General features: G+C 42.0%; 20 protein-coding genes. 13 read left to right on the top strand and 7 right to left on the bottom strand.

Annotated elements, in window-relative coordinates; translation table 11 throughout:
* Positions 1-108: 108 nt before the first annotated feature.
* From NWQ57_RS17050 to NWQ57_RS17040, 3 genes are all read right to left on the bottom strand, one after another.
* A complete protein-coding gene (locus NWQ57_RS17050; protein ID WP_306023372.1) occupies positions 109-1,533 on the bottom strand; it encodes a COG3014 family protein in 1,425 nt (474 codons plus the stop codon).
* A 151-nt stretch (positions 1,534-1,684) separates the two neighbouring features.
* Entirely contained in the window at positions 1,685-2,326 is a 642-nt protein-coding gene (locus tag NWQ57_RS17045; RefSeq protein ID WP_306023371.1) for a pyridoxamine 5'-phosphate oxidase, read from the bottom strand.
* A 75-nt stretch (positions 2,327-2,401) separates the two neighbouring features.
* Positions 2,402-3,703: a serine hydrolase gene (locus NWQ57_RS17040; protein ID WP_306023370.1), complete on the bottom strand. Its 1,302-nt coding sequence runs from the start codon at positions 3,701-3,703 to the stop codon at positions 2,402-2,404.
* A gap of 195 nt (positions 3,704-3,898) precedes the next feature.
* Between NWQ57_RS17040 and NWQ57_RS17035 the strand changes: the two genes are divergently transcribed.
* A complete protein-coding gene (locus tag NWQ57_RS17035; RefSeq protein WP_306023369.1) occupies positions 3,899-4,270 on the top strand; it encodes a VOC family protein in 372 nt (123 codons plus the stop codon).
* A 135-nt stretch (positions 4,271-4,405) separates the two neighbouring features.
* On the opposite strand, the gene NWQ57_RS17030 is transcribed toward NWQ57_RS17035, so the two are convergent.
* The 3 genes from NWQ57_RS17030 to cls form a co-directional block, all read right to left on the bottom strand.
* A complete protein-coding gene (locus NWQ57_RS17030) occupies positions 4,406-4,876 on the bottom strand; it encodes an FKBP-type peptidyl-prolyl cis-trans isomerase (protein WP_306023368.1) in 471 nt (156 codons plus the stop codon).
* A 153-nt stretch (positions 4,877-5,029) separates the two neighbouring features.
* Positions 5,030-5,800: an endonuclease/exonuclease/phosphatase family protein gene (locus tag NWQ57_RS17025; protein WP_306023367.1), complete on the bottom strand. Its 771-nt coding sequence runs from the start codon at positions 5,798-5,800 to the stop codon at positions 5,030-5,032.
* Between the two features lie 43 nt (positions 5,801-5,843).
* Positions 5,844-7,298 carry a cardiolipin synthase gene (gene cls, locus NWQ57_RS17020; protein WP_306023366.1) on the bottom strand — a complete coding sequence of 485 codons (1,455 nt, stop codon included), beginning with the start codon at positions 7,296-7,298 and terminating at the stop codon, positions 5,844-5,846.
* A 45-nt stretch (positions 7,299-7,343) separates the two neighbouring features.
* On the opposite strand from cls, the gene NWQ57_RS17015 reads away from it, so the two are divergent.
* From NWQ57_RS17015 to corA, 6 genes are all read left to right on the top strand, one after another.
* Entirely contained in the window at positions 7,344-7,781 is a 438-nt protein-coding gene (locus tag NWQ57_RS17015) for a hypothetical protein (RefSeq protein WP_306023365.1), read from the top strand.
* Between the two features lie 236 nt (positions 7,782-8,017).
* The gene (locus tag NWQ57_RS17010; RefSeq protein WP_306023364.1) at positions 8,018-9,319 is read left to right on the top strand and encodes a site-specific integrase; all 1,302 of its coding nucleotides are present in this window, start codon (positions 8,018-8,020) and stop codon (positions 9,317-9,319) included.
* A 149-nt stretch (positions 9,320-9,468) separates the two neighbouring features.
* Entirely contained in the window at positions 9,469-9,660 is a 192-nt protein-coding gene (locus NWQ57_RS17005) for a DUF2934 domain-containing protein (protein WP_306023363.1), read from the top strand.
* A gap of 223 nt (positions 9,661-9,883) precedes the next feature.
* Complete coding sequence (locus NWQ57_RS17000; protein WP_306023362.1) at positions 9,884-10,417, top strand: GNAT family N-acetyltransferase; 534 nt, start codon at positions 9,884-9,886, stop codon at positions 10,415-10,417.
* A 166-nt stretch (positions 10,418-10,583) separates the two neighbouring features.
* The gene (locus NWQ57_RS16995) at positions 10,584-11,462 is read left to right on the top strand and encodes a zinc-dependent peptidase (RefSeq protein WP_306023361.1); all 879 of its coding nucleotides are present in this window, start codon (positions 10,584-10,586) and stop codon (positions 11,460-11,462) included.
* Entirely contained in the window at positions 11,446-12,513 is a 1,068-nt protein-coding gene (gene corA, locus NWQ57_RS16990; protein WP_306023360.1) for a magnesium/cobalt transporter CorA, read from the top strand. Before NWQ57_RS16995 ends, corA begins: the two co-directional genes overlap by 17 nt.
* A 10-nt stretch (positions 12,514-12,523) precedes the next feature.
* On the opposite strand, the gene NWQ57_RS16985 is transcribed toward corA, so the two are convergent.
* Positions 12,524-12,751, bottom strand: a complete 228-nt coding sequence (locus NWQ57_RS16985) for a LapA family protein (protein WP_306023359.1) — start codon at positions 12,749-12,751, stop codon at positions 12,524-12,526.
* Between the two features lie 298 nt (positions 12,752-13,049).
* Here NWQ57_RS16985 and NWQ57_RS16980 point away from each other — a divergent pair, with 298 nt between their 5' ends.
* The 6 genes from NWQ57_RS16980 to NWQ57_RS16955 all read left to right on the top strand — a co-directional run bounded on the left by NWQ57_RS16980 (position 13,050) and on the right by NWQ57_RS16955 (position 17,490).
* A complete protein-coding gene (locus NWQ57_RS16980) occupies positions 13,050-14,042 on the top strand; it encodes a 2-hydroxyacid dehydrogenase (protein ID WP_306023358.1) in 993 nt (330 codons plus the stop codon).
* Between the two features lie 17 nt (positions 14,043-14,059).
* Positions 14,060-15,139 carry a 6-phosphofructokinase gene (locus tag NWQ57_RS16975; RefSeq protein ID WP_306023357.1) on the top strand — a complete coding sequence of 360 codons (1,080 nt, stop codon included), beginning with the start codon at positions 14,060-14,062 and terminating at the stop codon, positions 15,137-15,139.
* A gap of 87 nt (positions 15,140-15,226) precedes the next feature.
* Positions 15,227-15,424: a hypothetical protein gene (locus NWQ57_RS16970; protein WP_306023356.1), complete on the top strand. Its 198-nt coding sequence runs from the start codon at positions 15,227-15,229 to the stop codon at positions 15,422-15,424.
* Between the two features lie 13 nt (positions 15,425-15,437).
* Positions 15,438-15,800 (top strand): carboxymuconolactone decarboxylase family protein, encoded by a 363-nt coding sequence (locus tag NWQ57_RS16965; RefSeq protein WP_306023355.1) that lies wholly within the window; start codon positions 15,438-15,440, stop codon positions 15,798-15,800.
* Between the two features lie 216 nt (positions 15,801-16,016).
* Entirely contained in the window at positions 16,017-16,532 is a 516-nt protein-coding gene (locus NWQ57_RS16960; RefSeq protein ID WP_306023354.1) for a hypothetical protein, read from the top strand.
* Between the two features lie 226 nt (positions 16,533-16,758).
* A complete protein-coding gene (locus NWQ57_RS16955) occupies positions 16,759-17,490 on the top strand; it encodes a rhamnogalacturonan acetylesterase (protein ID WP_306023353.1) in 732 nt (243 codons plus the stop codon).
* Positions 17,491-17,847 lie beyond the last annotated feature (357 nt).

The raw sequence follows: 17,847 nt of genomic DNA, 5'->3' as shown, positions 1-17,847 counted from the left end.
GTTATTTATTTAATGGCCGTATGCGCTTTGTTAATCGGCATCACGGCCATCTACCCTATTTGCTACACATTACTTTATTACTTAGTCAGAGCCTTATTAACGACAGGCTTATAATTGCGTTACTTTTTGACTAGTAACGTTTTCGATAGTTGTTAGGTTCATTAAGCTTATTCTGCCCGCTTTAATCGCAACGCTGATGTCTTGGGTCTTCCCTCCAATATTTAAACTGAGTTGTTGTTGCCCAGCGGGTAAGGACAAACGCATAATTTGCATCTCATCAGGCAAGGTTAACCAACTCCGGGTGTCGGCTTGTTCAGACGTAATGTTATAAAGGGTTGCCAAAATATTACCCAAATCCCCACCTTCTTTACTCATGGTACTTCGCAGCTTTTCTTTAGCAATTATTCGCAGCGCTTGTCGTGTCACAATAGCGGGCAGTTGTTCTTGTAGTTGTTTGGATGCCAACGATTGCAGACGAGCAATCGGCTCAGCCTCATAACGTTGTTCCTGTGCCGTAATACTCACTTTAGGATAGTGGGGCAATGAACCTTGATACACAGGTAAGGCAAAACTAAAAAAACGCGCTTTATAGGAACTGGTAAAGAGGGGTAAATCAATTGCCACCTCTTGTTTGGCGTTAATTACCCCGCGTTCTAACAATACAACTAATTCGCCGTGTTCAGTCTTATCAGCGCCGAGATAATCACCGTATTGTGGCGTGAATAGCGCTAGGTCATCGACCATTTGCAGTTGGGTGGCTAAACGCAATACATCCTGCTGCAGATATACATTGTTAGGGTAAATTTCTAAGGCTCGTTTGTAATCGATATAAGCGTCATTTGGCTGTTTTGCGGCTTCATATAAAACACCAGATAAATAAAAAGTGTAGGCATTTTGAAAGCCATTTTTGATATCACCAATCATCGCAGCCATTGAGGGATAAGTTTGCTTCAGGGCGTTTTTGTCAACACTCTCAGCGGCTTTATCGATGCTTTGCTGATGTTGTTTCAAAGCGTTTTCTTGCACTAAGTTTGCACGGCGCACCTCGACTAACGCACCGTCAAGCTGGCCTAAAAACACATAGTTTAGGGCCTGATAACTGTGCAACATCGTTTGCTCGTAGGCTGGAATATCGTAGGCAATTGCATTGTCGCTACTCACTAATGCGGTCATGTTGGCAAGACCATCACTGACTCTCAGTTTAGCTTTCGCTTGTTGTTGTTCAAGTTCAGTAGACACCAAGGTAAACTCTTGTCGGCTTTGTGCCCAATCTTGGGCTAAATAATGTAGACGGGCTTTTTCAAGCAAGCTCAAAGAATAGTTAGTTTGTTTGTTTTTAGGCACTTCGACTAGATTAGCGGCTTTGGAAAAGTCGCCATTTAACTGGGCCATTCTTACGGTTTTTAACTGCTCGGCGTAACCTGAGAAAAGATTATTGAACCCCATACTTGAGCAAGCTGACACACTTATGACTAAGCAGCCTAAAATCAAGCCTTGAGCTAATCGACGAAAAGATACAACAAATGAGGGCATGTACGACTTAATTCATAAAACAAACAGACCACATTCAGACAATAAGTGCTCTGAATAATTCGCTATTAGACTAAAGATAATTTGGTCATATTGATACGCTTACTTGAAAAAATAATGTCTTTAAAAAAGTAAGTTTCAACACCTTAGCACATCAGGCATTCACGCGGGTTTCTTGCCAGTTTTCTTGTAAAGAATAAAGATAACGCTCTTGTGGGGTAGCTTTCAGATTGAGATAATCAACCGCTTCAGGTATGAAAAGTACCACGCAAAAATGTTCGCTGATGGTAGACAGATTGTCATGGCTAATGACTTTTACTGGTGTATTGCCTGCCCAAGCATGATTATTTTCATCATAAGGCGCTTTGGGCGTGCCTGCAAAAAATGCTTGTCTGGCGGTCGGGGATAAATTCAACCACTGTTGTTTCAGGATGTCTGCTTTTGTAATGCCCCCAAGTAGCGATTCATTTACACTTAGCGCTAAAGACGGCGACAATAATACAACGTCGCCGGAAATTCTAAATTGCTCTCTCGAGCCGCTAAAATACCAACAAATTTCGAAGTAGGGGGCTGAGGCGGTGTTCCACTGAGGGATTTTGTCACTTCGACAATCGGTGACTGAAAGCAAACTATGGGTAGCGTTTAAAAATCCCCTGAAAACCATTGTCCTGTTTTTGGCTCGACCATCTGAGCCAACACTGGCGACTTGGTAGTATTTCGCCTGCATTTGACTACGGTTGATATGCAAACTTCTGGCTAATCGTTGGCGCCAAGGCGGGTATTTCATTTCAGTCATGCTGCTTCTATCGCTCATTAACGCTTAGGTACAATGCCATCCTTGGCATCTTGGCTATGATGTTTTTTACTCAGTCTATTTAGCTGGTCTTTCGTCAACCAATGCTTGATACGTTAGGTTACGTAAATCATCGGCATAACGATGAGTACCACTTGGAATAAATTGCGCCATACCAATAATGATCAAATTCTCGACAGGATCGATTCTAAAATACGTCGATGCCATACCGCCCCAGCCATAGTTACCTTCAGAGCCCATAAATTTGAGCGCACCAGTATCAGTGGTGACAGACATTGCTAATCCGTATCCTTCGCCATCGGCCCATGAGCTAAAGGGCACTAAATTAGCAGGTAAATGATTAGCCCGCATATACTCAACGGTTTTACGTCCCAAAATTCTCACTCCGTTGACCTCACCATCATTCAATAACATGCGAGCAAATGTCAGATAGTCATCTATGGTGGAAACCATTCCACCGCCGCCATTATGGATAGCCGGATCCGTCAAAAAATCGCCCAAAGGTACATTTTGCATCTCAACGGTGTTGCCTTCTTTATCGCTGTTATACACCGCAGCGAGGCGATGGGCTTTTTCAGCGGGTACATGAAAACCGGTGTCCTGCATATCAAGCGGGTCAAGGATACTTTGTTTTACATATTCACCCAATTTCATACCGCTTAACTTTTCAACTAAATAGCCAATAACATCAGTATTGACCCCGTAGTTCCATTGCGTACCGGGTTGGTGATTCAGCGGCAATTTTGCCAACTCTCGTAGGGTCTCTTCTGGCTTTGTTTTACCTTGCATCATAGGTGATGCACGATAAAGTTTGTCAACTTCACTACCAGTAAAACCGTAGCTGAATCCAGCTGTATGGGTAAACAAATCAATAATACGAACAGGCGATTTTGTGTCTTCTAACACCATGCTATCGCCGCTACCCCTTACATACACTTTCAGTTCTTTTAGTTCGGGTAAATACCACCAAATAGGATCATTCATATGAAACTTGCCTTGCTCCCACAGAGTGAGTGCAGCGACAGTGGTAATAGGTTTAGTCATTGAATAAATACGAAAGATAGCGTCACGCTGCATTGCTTTGCCAGCAGCGATGTCTTGCATCCCCTGAGTCGTTACGTGTACGGTTTTATTATTGCGCGACACCAGTGTCATAATGCCAGCCAGTTTGCCTTCGTCGATATACTCTTGCATTTTAGCGTCGATTCGCTGCAAGCGTTGTTGTGAAAAACCTTGGGCTGTATCACTTATAGTTGCAAGGGAGTGGCTTGTTGCTTGATTATGGCTGGCACTTTCGTTAACAGATACCACACAGGATGACAGCGATAAACTCGCTACAACTAAGAGGATTTTTTTCATAATTTTTTTTTATTGTGGGCTGAGATGGTCAGTGTAACGGTTCAATTCAGCCTTGCCAATTAAACAAAGCTCAAAAGTATTTACAGATTAAGTGCCCTTACACAGAACCTTTACGTAATACTAGAGTATAAGAGTCACAGACCTTGATAAGGTCTTGTCTACTATTAATCGCTTCAATACAAAACGGGAAAAAATATGCTTAGTTATGCAACTATCGGTGTTAGTGATTTAGAAAAATCAGAAGCTTTTTATAATGAACTATTAGCTCCAATCGGCGCAAAAACGTTGATAAAAATGGATCGCATTATTTTCATTGGTAAAAGTATGCAAGAGCCTATGCTCGCTATTTGCATTCCTTATAATGCCCAGCCGCAGCATTGTGGTAATGGCAACATGGTGGCTATTGCACCAGGCTCAAAAGAGCAGTGTGATGAACTATATAACAAGGCCATTGCACTAGGTGCGACCTGTGACGGTAAGCCTGGTCAGCGTATCCCAAACGTTTTTTACGGTGCCTATTTCCGAGATTTAGACGGCAATAAAATAGCGTTTAACCATTTCGGTTAAGAAGCTAAAAAGCAATACAGCCTCGTTGCTGTATTGCTTTTTGTATGCTTAAAGGATGAGACGGACAATGTGCCTTCTGGTAGTAATCTAAGGCAAAAGTCTATTTCACTTAATGACAATGAAAAATTCAAATCCTTACTGAATTTCTAACAATTCGACTTCAAAAATAAGTAAAGATCCAGGTTGTATGCTGCCCGTTGCACGGTTGCCGTAGGCCAAATGAGCGGGAATATAAAATCTAAATTTATCACCAACCACCATCAATTGCAGTCCTTCAGTCCAACCACTAATGACTTGATTTAACGGAAAACTAATTGGTTTATCTCGCTCAACTGAGCTATCAAAAACGCTGCCATCTAACAATGTACCGTGGTAATGCACTTTGACTGTTGATTTTGCAGTTGGGTGTGAACTGCCTGCGCCTTTTTTGAGTTCCAAATATTGCAACCCAGATGCTGTTTCTTGCACGCCTTCATTAACCTTATTTTTCGTTAAAAAGGTGTTAGCAATGGCTATATTTTCAAGCGCGAGCTTTTTATTATTGGCGCTTCTGGTGAAGTAAAATATCGCCAGCGCGATAATAATTCCGATAACAATAAATTTCATGATGGGTCCTATAAATGAGTGGCGCGCATTCTAGCATCGCTTACTTTTTTAACACAATCAGTCTAATAGCGAAAAAAAGGGAGAGACAAGTGCCTACTACAAATCCTTTTAAAAGCGCTTCTTTAGTATTTATCGCTATTTACTGACTGAACGTTAAGGTTCACCAGAAGCCTGCACACGCAAAGCTAAGCTAATAGGGTAGTGGTCAGAAGAATGAATATCAGTATGTACTTGTGCTTGCACCACCGTTATGCCCCGGCAGTAAATATGATCAAGATGCTTAAATAAATGCATCAATTTTGGCTTACGTTGCATCTTTACTTCACTGAGTAAAAACGACTTAGCAAGATGATTAAAAAACCGTAATCTTTTATTGTTCCAGGTATTAAAATCACCTGCCAATACAATGGGTCCTTTATGACGTTCTAGGGTTTGAAAAATTTGCTCAAGGTGGGCTCTGAATTTTGTGAATGACACAAAGTTGATGAGATGACAATTGACTACCAGCAATCGTTGACCATATTCTGGTAGAGGATACTCACAAGCCAAGACCATTTTTTTTGTTTGTGAAAGCGGCTCGCTTGGCACTGAAGCTGAAAACACATAGTCGCTAGCTGGCACGGTTGAGCCGGTTTTCACACCGGTCTCAATACGGGTTTTGAGATTTTTAAAGCTCCGTGCCATCATCCACTGATACTGGGTTGATTGACTGAAAAAATTATCAAAAGGGGAGTTTAAAATCGCTTCTTGCAATAAAATTAAGTCTTTATCTTTACTAAGTGTTTTAAAATCTTCCTGCCAGCCTTTCTTTTGACATTTAAATACGTTCCACAATAAAACACTAAAGTCAGTGCTCAAGGTTTCTTTTGACGCTGTGCCCATAATCTTGATTGATTCTACTGCGCTGTAGCGGTTTTTAAACATAATAGAACCCTTAGATTTCGTTTTGAAGGCATTCAGCCCAGTATTACAAATAGGGCGAGAACAAACGAAATAAGTTGTTTCGAACCTTCTTGTAGGTGGCAAGTTCCTTCATTTCTTGTTCGGTCACCATGGTCGACTGCTGTTTTTTCGTTGCAAAGAAAGCACTGAGTTTTGCGTTAAGCTGTGCGTCAAAGCATTCAAGATTAATCTCAAAATTGAATTCTAAACTTCTTGCATCCCAATTAGTTGAACCAATAAACGACCAAAGGTCATCTATCAGCACAATTTTACTGTGATCAAACGGCCGATTATTTTTATAAATCTTAATACCGTGAGCCAAAATCCGTAAAAAATTCGCCTCTAATACCCAGTCTATAAAGGCAATATTACTGCGTTTTGGCACAATAATTTCGATAGCTACACCCCGTAAGGCAGCCGCATGAAGCGAGGTCATTAACGTTTGGTCAGGGATGAAGTAGGGGGTCATAATTTTCACACTGGTTTGGGCGCATACTAATGCGTTTATTAAGGTCCAGCGTATTTTATTATGATCTTCATCTGGACCATCTTGAATAACACGCGCTACAACCGAGCCACTATTGCACTGCTGGGAAGCTTTGGCTTGATAAGATGGAAATTGAATGAGCTCACCAGTGGCAAAAAACCAATCCTCGCTAAAGACCTGACTGATTTGATCAATTACCGGTCCGCTTACTTTAAAATGAATGTCGTCTATGGGATGTGCTGCTGTGCTAACAAGATTGTCTTCACTAAGATTCATACCGCCAATATAAGCGACTGTACCGTCAATACAGAGTATTTTTCGGTGGTTTCTCAGATTAATAAAACGAATACTGGTTAAAGAAATAGCGGGTAAAAAACGCGCGGTTTTCACCCCCAATTTTTTTAATACACGGTCAGATTTATGCCAGCTATAGCCAACACCAATGCCGTCAAGTAGCACATTAACGATAACGCCGCGCTGCTGGGCTTTAGCTAGGGCGTCGACAAATTGATGGCCGAGTGAATCGTAATCAAAGATATAGCTAGAGAGCACAATGTAGCGCTGGGCCTGATGAATGGACTCAATCATAGCCGGGTAGGCCGCGTCACCATTTATTAAGGGTTCAACGTGGTTTTGTGCCAGTAAATTGATGGGATGGATTTTGTATCCAGCAATAATAGAAGAGTGCCAATGCGCCGGTAGAGCATGAAAATGGATGGCTTTTTCAGCTTGCCGAAAGTCTTGTTTAAAGGTTTGAGGGTGCTCTTTTTGGGCCAAACGTTTGATGCGATTAATGCCAAACAACCAATAAAACAAACTTCCTATCACCGGTGATAGAATAACTAGGCCAATCCATGCCAGCGATGTTCGCTCATTTTCTTTAAACAAAAGTACATGTAACGATGTCACAACAGATAAGCTAACATGCAGTACAACAACAATAGTGACCCAATGGGTGTAAAGCCACTCAAGTAGAATTTCCAATATTTGCATAAAAACCTTAAATATAATGAAGCAAATCAATCACGGATAACGGCAGTGCTTATAGCGTATTACAACAACATTACTGATTATTTAACAGAGACCTTAGGCACTCACTTTATATTCTATATTTTCTTAATTACCACCAGTGTCTCCGTGGTGTATTTTGTGGTGCTCAGTTACATCATTACACAAATGGACTCGCGATACTTTGTGCGAATACACGCCAGTAAGGATGCCCAAACAAATAAAACAAAACGGCACCATGTGATCAACCTAGCCAAAACACTATTTGGAATCGTTTTATTACTATGCGGTGTGTTGATGTTGGTTTTACCAGGCCAAGGTTTACTGACCATCTTAGTGGGTTTGAGTTTGATACCGTTTCCAGGCAAAGACAGATTTGAGCAATATTTACTGGCGCGGCCATCTATCAGAACGTCCTTAAATTGGATCCGGGTTAAAGCCAAAAAAGCACCTTTTATATTTGACTAAAAAAACACGCACGAGCTTTAACCAAACAAGGCAATGAGTGGTTTAGTTTCTCAGATTTTACGTAGCAGCGCGCTTAAATGACCATAGTTATGCAAATGAAGGCCATAAATGCAGGTGATTAAGACCAATACCACTACTATAATGTAATTCGTAATAATAACTGTTATTACGAATTGACAATATATTTCAGCCTGCTTATTATTTGCATTATCACCACATCTTCTTTGCAAGGCTTTATGTATTACCATCCCATCACAGATTCATTTAAGTTAATTACTCAGCAACGTGAATTACTTAAAACCACTGAGTTTAAATACGTTTATCCATCACTAAATGAATACCTGAATAAAATGGAATCATCAGGTGTTCCAGCACGCAAAGACTTAGATATCTTGCTTAGCTATTTAATAAATGTCATCGGTTCAGCTAAAGGCACACAAACACGTTTTAGAAATGAAGCCGAGCGTTACGTATTGTTTTGCTGGAATGAAAAGAATAAGTCTGTACTGAAATCGACCATTGAAGATATTCGCGATTACATCGATTGGCTGTGGTCTCCACCAAAACGCTTAATAGCTGACAACACTATTGCCAGTCGTTATAAAGCCAAACCCGATTCTGATGTGCGTTTAGTTAATGAAGCCTGGCGACCCTTTGTATTGCGCGGAGCTAAAGCGAATCGCAAAACCAATGAATTTATTGCACCGGAGCGCGCAAACATCACAAAACCAAAACAGGCTTACAGCTTAAATCAAACCTCCTTGCAAAATTCTTATGCCTCTTTAAACATTTTTTTTAAAGAATTATGGGAAACTGAGTTAATTAGCCGTAATCCGGTTAGCCTAGTTAAAAAAAGCTGTAAATACCTCGTTAAAGGCAAAATCTACAAACCACCGCACACGCTAGATGATGAAACCTGGCAATTATTTGTTGATACACTTACTCAGGCCGCTGATGAAAATCCCCTCTATGAAAGGCATCGCTTTTTAGTATTGACCTTAAAAGTCCTCTTTTTACGTATTTCAGAGCTAGCGAGTCGCGATTATTGTGTACCGGTATTTGGCCATTTTTCACAAGATCCAAGTGGTGAAGGCTGGGTATTAAACGTCATTGGTAAGGGTAAAAAACAGCGTTTAGTCACCGTGCCTGATGAATTTATTGACCATGTCTTAATACGTTATCGTGAATCCTTAGGGCTCAGCCCCCTGCCCCATATAGATGAAACCATGCCTATCATGCCCTCGTTTAAAACCGGTCAGGCATTGCATCAAGATAGCCTAAACAACATGGTTGAAGAGGCCTTTGATTTAGTGATTAAATCTCTGAAATCATTAGGAAAAAACCAACAGGCCCATGCTATAGCCGGCGCATCATCCCATTGGTTAAGGCATACTGGCGCCACACAAGCCTTGTCTGAAATCAATGAAACTATGTTAGCCGTTGAATTAGGCCATGCAAGTGTCAAAACCACGGTTGAAGTCTACGTGGCGCCGGCTCACAGAGACAGGATCAAGAAAGGCGTCTCGCGCAAATTATAAGCCTGCCTATGAATAACAGCATGGCATTTGACGAATGGCCTTTGTGCGTTGCAGCACAGAGGCTAGGTAGTATTGGGCTTATAGTGTTAGTGCTTTGCAACGTTATGCCAGCGTGAGAGCAAAGTAACACCCTATGTTCGGAGACTACGATGAGTAACGCCACCTTAAAAAAGACCCAAGCAAGTAACAAAGTGATGACCAATGAGAGAGAGCAACACCGTCACCAATTAATAGCGGCCGAAGCCTACTCTTTGGCCCAAGAGCGAAAATTCAGTAATGGCAATGAAACGGATGACTGGTATGCCGCCGAGCTTAAAATCGACGCCCTATTAACCAGATAAGATTAACGACACCTCACGACTATTTTGCCCAGCCCTTTTTACTCTGGGCTGCTTACGCCTTTGTGGTTTGCATCGCGTAAGGCTTGAATTTCAGCAACACCTTTAATTATTACACGCTGATTCTCTTTGTTTACTCATCAGCCACTTTGTTGATCTAAGGCAATAAACAGCCTAAGGGTCAGGTGTATGTTTATGACTTCAAATAACGCTAAAAGGAATCGCCATGTTGACCTTAAATACCGTCGTTCATACCCACCATACTATTGCGAATACTGAAGTCACTATTCGCCCAATGACCAAAGAAGATGCAGAGTTAGAATCAAATTTTGTGCACAATCTCTCTTTTGAGACAAAACATAATCGCTTTTTAGAAGGGATTAACGATCTGTCCCCTAAGATGTTAGCGCGCCTCTGTGACATTGATGGAAAAAACGCTATGGCCTTTATTGCAACCATTTTACATGACAACAAAGAGCAACAAATTGGGGTGAGTCGCTACGCTTGTGAACCTGACTCAAACGAAAGTGAAATGGCCATTACCGTGGCTGATGAATGGCAACATCATGGCCTTGCTCAGTTATTGATGAAACCGTTAATAACTTACGCTCAACACAATGGGATCAGCGCGTTATTTTCAATCGATTTATCCTCAAATACCGCGATGCACCGTTTGGCCAAGGCGTTAGGCATGAGCTGTGAAAAAATGCCTGAGGATAGCCGCTTACTTAAATACCGTTTATCACTTGCTCATGCTTAAACTGTTCAAGGCCTTGATTTAACGTCCCTAAAGCGTGGTAAGAAAGCAATGATATGACAGACATCATTGTTGACAATTAGCGCCCCAAATTACATCGAAATTTTAAGGCTCAACATCAGCTAACTTGTTATGCTAGACGCTGATTTGAGCATTTAAAAGACGAGCTATGCGACAAACTGTAATTTACTGCCTACTGAGCATACCTCTGGTAGTGATGCTGCTATGGATATATATCGAAAAATGGCGCAAGGCTAAACGAGATGCCAGGCGAGAAATACTCAGACAAACCCCTTCCTCAGCGCAGTGGCTCGCTATCTTACAACATGACTTTGCGCTGTTTGGCAAACTCCCCTCAGCATTGCAACAGACACTACTGGGGCACATGCATGTATTTTTAGAAGAAAAAGACATCGTTGGCCGCAATGGTTTTACCGTTAACGAAAGGGTAAAGGTATTGATTGCGGCGCAGGCCTGTTTACTTATTATGAATCGCCCGGGTGATTATTATCCGGGTTTTCGTAGCATATTGGTTTACCCCGAAACATACCTGGCTAACAGTGTGCGTAAAGAGGGCTTGTTAGAGATAAATAGCAGTAGCATAAGAGCGGGCGAATCTTGGCATCGAGGCCCGGTGATTTTGGCTTGGGACCATGTACTGCAAGGTGCTCAAGACCGCCGTGATGGACACAATGTAGTCATGCACGAATTTGCTCACAAACTAGATGAAGAAAACGCCTCGATGGATGGTTTGCCAATCCTCCCTACCCATACGCAATACAAGGCTTGGTCTGACGTGCTAAATGCCGAGTTTAGCTTGCTTCAACAAAAAATGATCGACGGTGTTGATGATGTGATCGACAGTTACGGAGCAAGCTCACCCCCCGAGTTTTTTGCCGTGGTCACTGAGACATTTTTTGAAAAACCCCAGCAGTTGCGGCGCTTACATCCCGCTTTATATGAGCAATTTAAGGCATGTTACATGCTTGACCCGATCACATGGCTTACTGAAAAGAGCACTGAGGAAAACGATGAAACTATTTCGTAAACAATATAATCAACCTGGTTCTCAGCCTGGTTTTATCCATGAACAACCAAAAGGTGAACTCGCCATTACTCTATTTGACTACAACGACAATCATGTAGTCGAAACCCAAGACTTTTCTACTCAGCAATGTACGCAATTTATCAATAACGACAATATAACCTGGGTGCATGTGCAAGGGGATCCAGATAAGACCACCCTTACCCAATTAGCTTATGACTTTGGCATCCACGAGTTGTTTATTGAAGATGTAGCAAATAAGGGGCAGCGTCCTAAAATAGAGATTCAAGAAGAGCAAATATTTGTCATCCTCACCCTACCCCTGCAATCACAAGACAGTGTTAATCTGCAGCAAATTAGTGTGTTTTTAAAAAAGAATACCGTGATTTCGTTTTGTGGCGGAAACTTCAATCCGTTTGCCGGTGTAAATAGCCGCTTGAATATGGCAAATAGCCGCATTCGTAAACGCAAGGCCGACTATTTATTTTACAGCCTAATTGATACCGTGATTGATTGGGGGTTTCCGGTGTTAGAACGATATGCTGACCGGATTGATGCGACTGAGGAATTACTGCTCGAAAATCATGACAAGCTTATCTTGCACAAAATTCATCAACTGCGCCGTGAAGTCCTACTTCTGCGCCGACAAATTTGGCCACAGCGCGAACTTGTAAACGCTTTATTGCGCGATGATACGTCCAATTTAATTGAGCCAGATACCAAATTATTTTTACGCGATTGCTATGATCACAGCATTTCAATTTTAGAATTAATCGAAACCTATCATGAAATGACCAACGGACTGATGGAACTCTATATGAGTGTAGTAAGCCTTAAATTAAATGAAGTCATGCGGGTGCTGACCATCATTGCCACCTTGTTTATCCCACCCACCTTTGTGGTGGGTATTTATGGGATGAATTTCGATCAACGTGCCGGGCCCTTTAACATGCCAGAATTAGCCTCACCTTACGGTTATATCGGCGTGTGGTTAGTCATGTTAAGTATGATAATAGGTATGTTAGTGTTCTTTAGAAAACGTAAATGGCTGTAGCAAGCCACTATCAATCACGTTCGGGCTCTTTCGCTGCTGCTTTTTCTTTGTGTTTTCCAAAACGCAGCAGTAAACCAAACAACACCCCGATTGCCAGTACCACAGCAATCAACAAAGCAGAGGGCATATTGATTTGCCAAAACAAAATATCGACCACCACGATCTGCATATTTTGTAAAATAAAAATAGCGGCAAAAATCGTTAAAGCGATCATGAGGTAGTGATGTAATTTATGCATATAGCCTCCCCAAATAGATAGAATAACAACAGTAAGAGCGTAAATTTGCCAATTGGTTTCAACTACTTACATATTTTAAGCCGCTGCTTAGCGCAGTATTTTAACTGCATCAGTATAGCGTTCTCAATTCCCCCATCAAACAACTCTACTCATGCCAAGACAACTGGCTGAAATTAATCACCCATTAGCACAATACCCTCAACAATGTCGTATAGACTTGTCTTAAGTCAATGTTTAGTTAACTCTTTGCTCTACACTACCTTGCTACCGTTCATATCATTACTTGAGGGAATAAATTGTGAAAATTGCATTCTATAATACCAAGCCTTACGACCAGCGTTATTTTAATCAGGTCAATTTGACTCATGGTCATGACATTCACTACATTTCAGCTCATTTGAATCTAGAAACCGCCAAGCTCATTCAGGACGAAGAGGTCGTTTGTGCGTTTATTAATGACAAACTTGATGCCGACGTACTGAGGACTTTAAAAAACCAAGGGGTAAGGTTAATTGCGCTGCGTTCGGCCGGATTCAATCACGTCGACCTTTCTGCCGCCAAAACCTTAGGTTTGCCAGTGGTTAGAGTGCCTACATATTCTCCTTACGCCGTTGCTGAGCACGCAGCTGGCTTACTACTTTGCTTAAACAGAAAAATTCACCGTGCGTTTAATCGAGTACGCGAAGGTGATTTTTCTTTGCATAACTTAATGGGCTTTGACCTACATGGTAAAACGGTAGGCGTTATTGGTACCGGTAAAATTGGGCAATGTTTCATTAATATTATGCTAGGTTTTGGCTGCAGAGTGCTTGCCTATGATGTGTGTGTAGACGAAGAATGTCAGGAGAAAGGCGTTGAATATGTCAGTCTAGAAAGCCTATTTGCGCAATCAAGTATTATTTCCTTGCACTGCCCTTTGAATGATGCCACCCAGCACCTGATTAATCATGAGTCACTTGAGCTCATGCAAGACGGAGTTACCATTATTAATACCAGTCGCGGTAAATTGATTGATACCAAAGCCATTATAAAAGCGCTTAAACAAGGCAAGGTTGGCTTGTTGGGCTTGGACGTTTACGAAGAAGAAGAAGCCTTATTTTTTGAAGACTTTTCTGACAGTGTAATCCAAGACGATCAGCTCTCTCGCCTATTAACCTTTCCAAATGTGATTGTCACCAGCCATCAGGCTTTTTTTACCGAAGAAGCCATGCAAAAAATTGCACAAGTGACCCTAACGAATATCACTGATTTTGCCCAGCAAGGTCTCATCCGAAACGAAGTCACACTATAAGTTAAGGAGACAAAAACATGCGTGTTGGTATTCTCACCGGCGGTGGAGATTGTCAGGGTTTAAATGCAGCCATCAGAGCGGTGGCCAAATCCTTGTTGCTGAATGAACAAGCCGAGATCGTAGGTATTGAAGATGGATTCGCTGGCTTAATTGAGCGCCGCGTAAGACCGCTTACCTACAGTGACTGTAGCGGTATTTTGTCCTTAGGCGGCACTATCTTAGGTACCAGCAATAAAGCGAGTCCCTTTAACTACAAGGGCAAAGATTGTTCAGTTGCTGTTGTTGAGTACTACCATGAGTTAGCACTAGATGCTGTTGTAGTCATTGGCGGTGATGGATCGATGTCTATTGCTTACGAGCTATCTAAACTCGGTATGAAAATAGTGGGTGTGCCAAAAACCATCGACAACGACTTAATGTGCACAGAACGAACCTTTGGTTTTGATACTGCAGTGTCGATTGTCACCGATGGACTTGATCGCTTGCGTACCACGGGACACTCTCACAAACGAGTTATGATCCTCGAAACCATGGGCCGGTATGCAGGCTGGATAGCCCTATATGCAGGCGTTGCGGGTGGAGCTGACGTGATTTTATTGCCTGAATTTCCCTATGAAATCGATGAAGTAGTGCGTGCATGCAAGTTACGAGCAAGCGATCAACAATATTCTATTATCGTGGTGGCTGAAGGCGCTACGGCTAAAGATGGCACCTTAAGCGTTCAGCAGCACGTTGAAAATAGCCCAGAGCCCATTAGACTCGGCGGCATTGGTGAACGATTAAAACAACAACTGGAGCAGCATTTACAAGCAGAGGTTCGCTCTACATCCTTGGGCCACATTCAAAGAGGCGGCTCACCTAACGCCAGTGACCGGATATTTGCCACGAATGTGGGGCGCTATGCGGCCGATTTAGTTGCTCAGCACAAATATGGGCGAGTGGTTGTGCAGCAAAACAATCGTTTAACCAGTGTATCGTTAGCGCAAGTGGCCAATCAAAGTAGAGGCCTTACTTTGTCTGATACCACCTTAAACAGTGCTCTGGCCTTGGGCATCAGTTTCGGTTGCCCCGGATTAAACCGCGAGGACAAGGCCTAAATTTATTGCCCCGACCTTTGATCTGTATCAAAGGTAAACACAATAGTTTAGGGCATGCTTGCCCTTCAATTTACTCAGGGCAAAGCAATGAACCTTAAACAAGTCAGTGAAATAGCAAAAGCCAAGGGGATCCCCCTTAAAAAACACAGCAAAACTCAACTTATCCACCTTATCCAACATAAAGAGGGTAACTTCCCTTGTGTTGCCAGTGCCACTCAGGGCTGTTGTGATCAAAGCGAGTGCCAGTGGCGCAAAGATTGTTTAAGCCCCCGCTCGACACATTAAGAGGCACACTGCAATGACCCCCAACGATCATATTAGTAGCTATGAAAAATTACGTAATCTTAGCGCCAAACTTATCACCGAGATCCCCGATACCATGGCAGGTTTTGGCCAATTACATGCCAGTGCGATTAGCAAGGGCGCTCTAGACACCAAAACCAAAGAGCTCATCGCCCTTAGTATCGCGATATCAGTGCATTGTAACGGCTGTATTGCGTTTCATGTGCATGATGCGTTAAAAGCAGGTGCCAGCCATCAAGAAATTGTCGAAACCATCGGCGTAGCCATCTTAATGGGTGGCAGTCCGTCCATGGTGTATGGCTGTGAGGCACTTGAAGCCTTAGAACAATTCGAAAAAAATCAAGACCTACCTTTGTAATTTAAGCGCCAAATACCTTGGATAAGCAGCGACTGTAGCATGATTGACCCAGGAAGTTTTTTCGTCAATGCGCTTGCTTTACTTAAGCTAGGCGAGCGTCAACATGACAGGCTTAGTATTTAAATTCTGTAACATTTTCAAACTACTGATACACACATAAAAGCGGCACACTTACTTGTCTAGATCAAGCCAACTATCGATAAGTGAGGATATCTCGTGAAGCAGCTCATCACCCTACTTTTAGGCGCTTTTGTTTTTTCAACCTTTGCCAGTAACTATCAATCAACTGGATCTTTACGCCACTACAACATGCTTACGGTGTATAAACAATTAAACAGTGCACACGGCCAATTAACTAAAATTGAAACCTTATTTAATTATGACCCCCATGCACATACCTTGAAAAAAGTATTATTTGTTAGCACTACGTTTATAGATAGCAAAAGAATTTCCACCACCATAGCCCCGCAAAATAGGCTGTTAAAAACTCAACTTACTGAGTTTACTCCCCCCCAAATTACGACTCTCAATGCCTTCGACTCTGAACCATATTCGGCCGATATTAGCCAACAAAGTACAAATTTTAGTGCGATGCCTCAAGCGCCAGATGAACAGGAAATCCACACCGAGCCGTTCTCTGCTGGTTTATATGAGGCCAATAATGTGCGGCAGAATAATTTATTATTGAATCAATATTTGTCGCCCAGAAAACCCGGAGAAGTGATGTTTTAAGGTTATGCGTAACCTGTTCTTTAAGTTCATTGAAATCTTCTATCTCAATGAAAAATATATATTATTTTATTCATATTAGAAGAAAACGATAGAATTCGCTTGGGTAAGGAATAATTCGCGTTAGTATGCTTAAATTAAGTTAAAAAACGAGAGTTATTCCGTGCATTATTCCAAGCTAAACGTCTACTCTACCTACATTCTTTTATTGTTGATAGTTGGTTCACTAATGCAAAATTTGCGAGCCGAAGAAAATTCGGGCTTAAAAATTCTTATGGCTGGGGACTCAACCATGGCCATCAAAGATTTGAAAGATTATCCTGAAACTGGTTGGGGCATGCCCTTCGCGACTTTCTTTAATGAGAGCGTTGCAGTACACAATTTTGCTAAAAACGGACGCAGCACTAAAACGTTTAGAAGCGAAGGTTTGTGGCAAGAGCTCATCGATTTGTGTCAGACCGGCGACTATGTTTTTATTCAATTTGGCCACAATGATGAGTCTGAAAGCAAAGTTGATCGATATACTACGCCGGCACAATATCGGCAAAATCTGATTAATTACATCAATGAAGTACGCTTTAAAAAGGCCCATGCCATTTTACTTTCTCCGGTAACACGACGTAATTTTAATGAACAAGGTAGCATCAAGCTCACTCACCCCTATTCCGAATTAGTCAAACAAGTGGCCGAAGAAACGAAAGTCGAATACATCGATATGGATACCCTAAGTCGCGATTATTTTACTGAGCTAGGAGAGCAAGATTCCCTTGTGCGTTTTATGCATATCGCCCCCGATTTACACCCTAATTATCCTAATGGGGTAAAAGACAATACCCATTTTAATGAACTAGGCGCAAGAGAAGTCGCCCAGTTAGTCTTGGCTGAGTTAAAGCAGCGTAAGCACCCCCTACTCCAACATCTGCGCCCAGTGGATCCAAAGCACCTCTCTTTACACTACTAAGCAATGAGATGGCTTAGCTGGTCATTAATCGTTAAAGGATTTTTCAGGCTAAGCCGAGGCTGTGTGACTTTATTATTCACTGGGTACGATGGCGTCGCGCATCACTGTTCTGCCAAGGCAAAGCCACCTAGCTACTCACTACAACCTTTCCACGTTTATATTTTGACCATATTTTTTTAAAAACCACTTGCAGAACGCATCGGCCTACCATTGATTTTTTGCCCGCTCCCAACACAAACCCCAGTCCAACCTTATCCACACTTTCACTTGTTAAAAGCAGGCCTCAAAGTATTGAAATATAAAATTAAATTAAATCTTATGCACAGTCGTTTCATATAATTCCTGCCTTCAAGAATC

It is taken from the genome of Paraglaciecola sp. (assembly GCF_030730205.1).
GTDB lineage: Bacteria > Pseudomonadota > Gammaproteobacteria > Enterobacterales > Alteromonadaceae > Paraglaciecola.
Note: the sequence above shows the minus strand (reverse complement) of the source record. Positions and strands in the feature narration are given on the sequence as shown.

Coding starts and splice junctions, on each gene's coding strand:
- NWQ57_RS17050 (WP_306023372.1), bottom strand. CDS start 1,533: ATGCCCTCATTTGTTGTATCTTTTCGTCGATTAGCTCAAGGCTTGATT.
- NWQ57_RS17045 (WP_306023371.1), bottom strand. CDS start 2,326: ATGACTGAAATGAAATACCCGCCTTGGCGCCAACGATTAGCCAGAAGT.
- NWQ57_RS17040 (WP_306023370.1), bottom strand. CDS start 3,703: ATGAAAAAAATCCTCTTAGTTGTAGCGAGTTTATCGCTGTCATCCTGT.
- NWQ57_RS17035 (WP_306023369.1), top strand. CDS start 3,899: ATGCTTAGTTATGCAACTATCGGTGTTAGTGATTTAGAAAAATCAGAA.
- NWQ57_RS17030 (WP_306023368.1), bottom strand. CDS start 4,876: ATGAAATTTATTGTTATCGGAATTATTATCGCGCTGGCGATATTTTAC.
- NWQ57_RS17025 (WP_306023367.1), bottom strand. CDS start 5,800: ATGTTTAAAAACCGCTACAGCGCAGTAGAATCAATCAAGATTATGGGC.
- cls (WP_306023366.1), bottom strand. CDS start 7,298: ATGCAAATATTGGAAATTCTACTTGAGTGGCTTTACACCCATTGGGTC.
- NWQ57_RS17010 (WP_306023364.1), top strand. CDS start 8,018: ATGTATTACCATCCCATCACAGATTCATTTAAGTTAATTACTCAGCAA.
- NWQ57_RS17005 (WP_306023363.1), top strand. CDS start 9,469: ATGAGTAACGCCACCTTAAAAAAGACCCAAGCAAGTAACAAAGTGATG.
- NWQ57_RS17000 (WP_306023362.1), top strand. CDS start 9,884: ATGTTGACCTTAAATACCGTCGTTCATACCCACCATACTATTGCGAAT.
- NWQ57_RS16995 (WP_306023361.1), top strand. CDS start 10,584: ATGCGACAAACTGTAATTTACTGCCTACTGAGCATACCTCTGGTAGTG.
- corA (WP_306023360.1), top strand. CDS start 11,446: ATGAAACTATTTCGTAAACAATATAATCAACCTGGTTCTCAGCCTGGT.
- NWQ57_RS16985 (WP_306023359.1), bottom strand. CDS start 12,751: ATGCATAAATTACATCACTACCTCATGATCGCTTTAACGATTTTTGCC.
- NWQ57_RS16975 (WP_306023357.1), top strand. CDS start 14,060: ATGCGTGTTGGTATTCTCACCGGCGGTGGAGATTGTCAGGGTTTAAAT.
- NWQ57_RS16970 (WP_306023356.1), top strand. CDS start 15,227: ATGAACCTTAAACAAGTCAGTGAAATAGCAAAAGCCAAGGGGATCCCC.
- NWQ57_RS16965 (WP_306023355.1), top strand. CDS start 15,438: ATGACCCCCAACGATCATATTAGTAGCTATGAAAAATTACGTAATCTT.
- NWQ57_RS16955 (WP_306023353.1), top strand. CDS start 16,759: ATGCAAAATTTGCGAGCCGAAGAAAATTCGGGCTTAAAAATTCTTATG.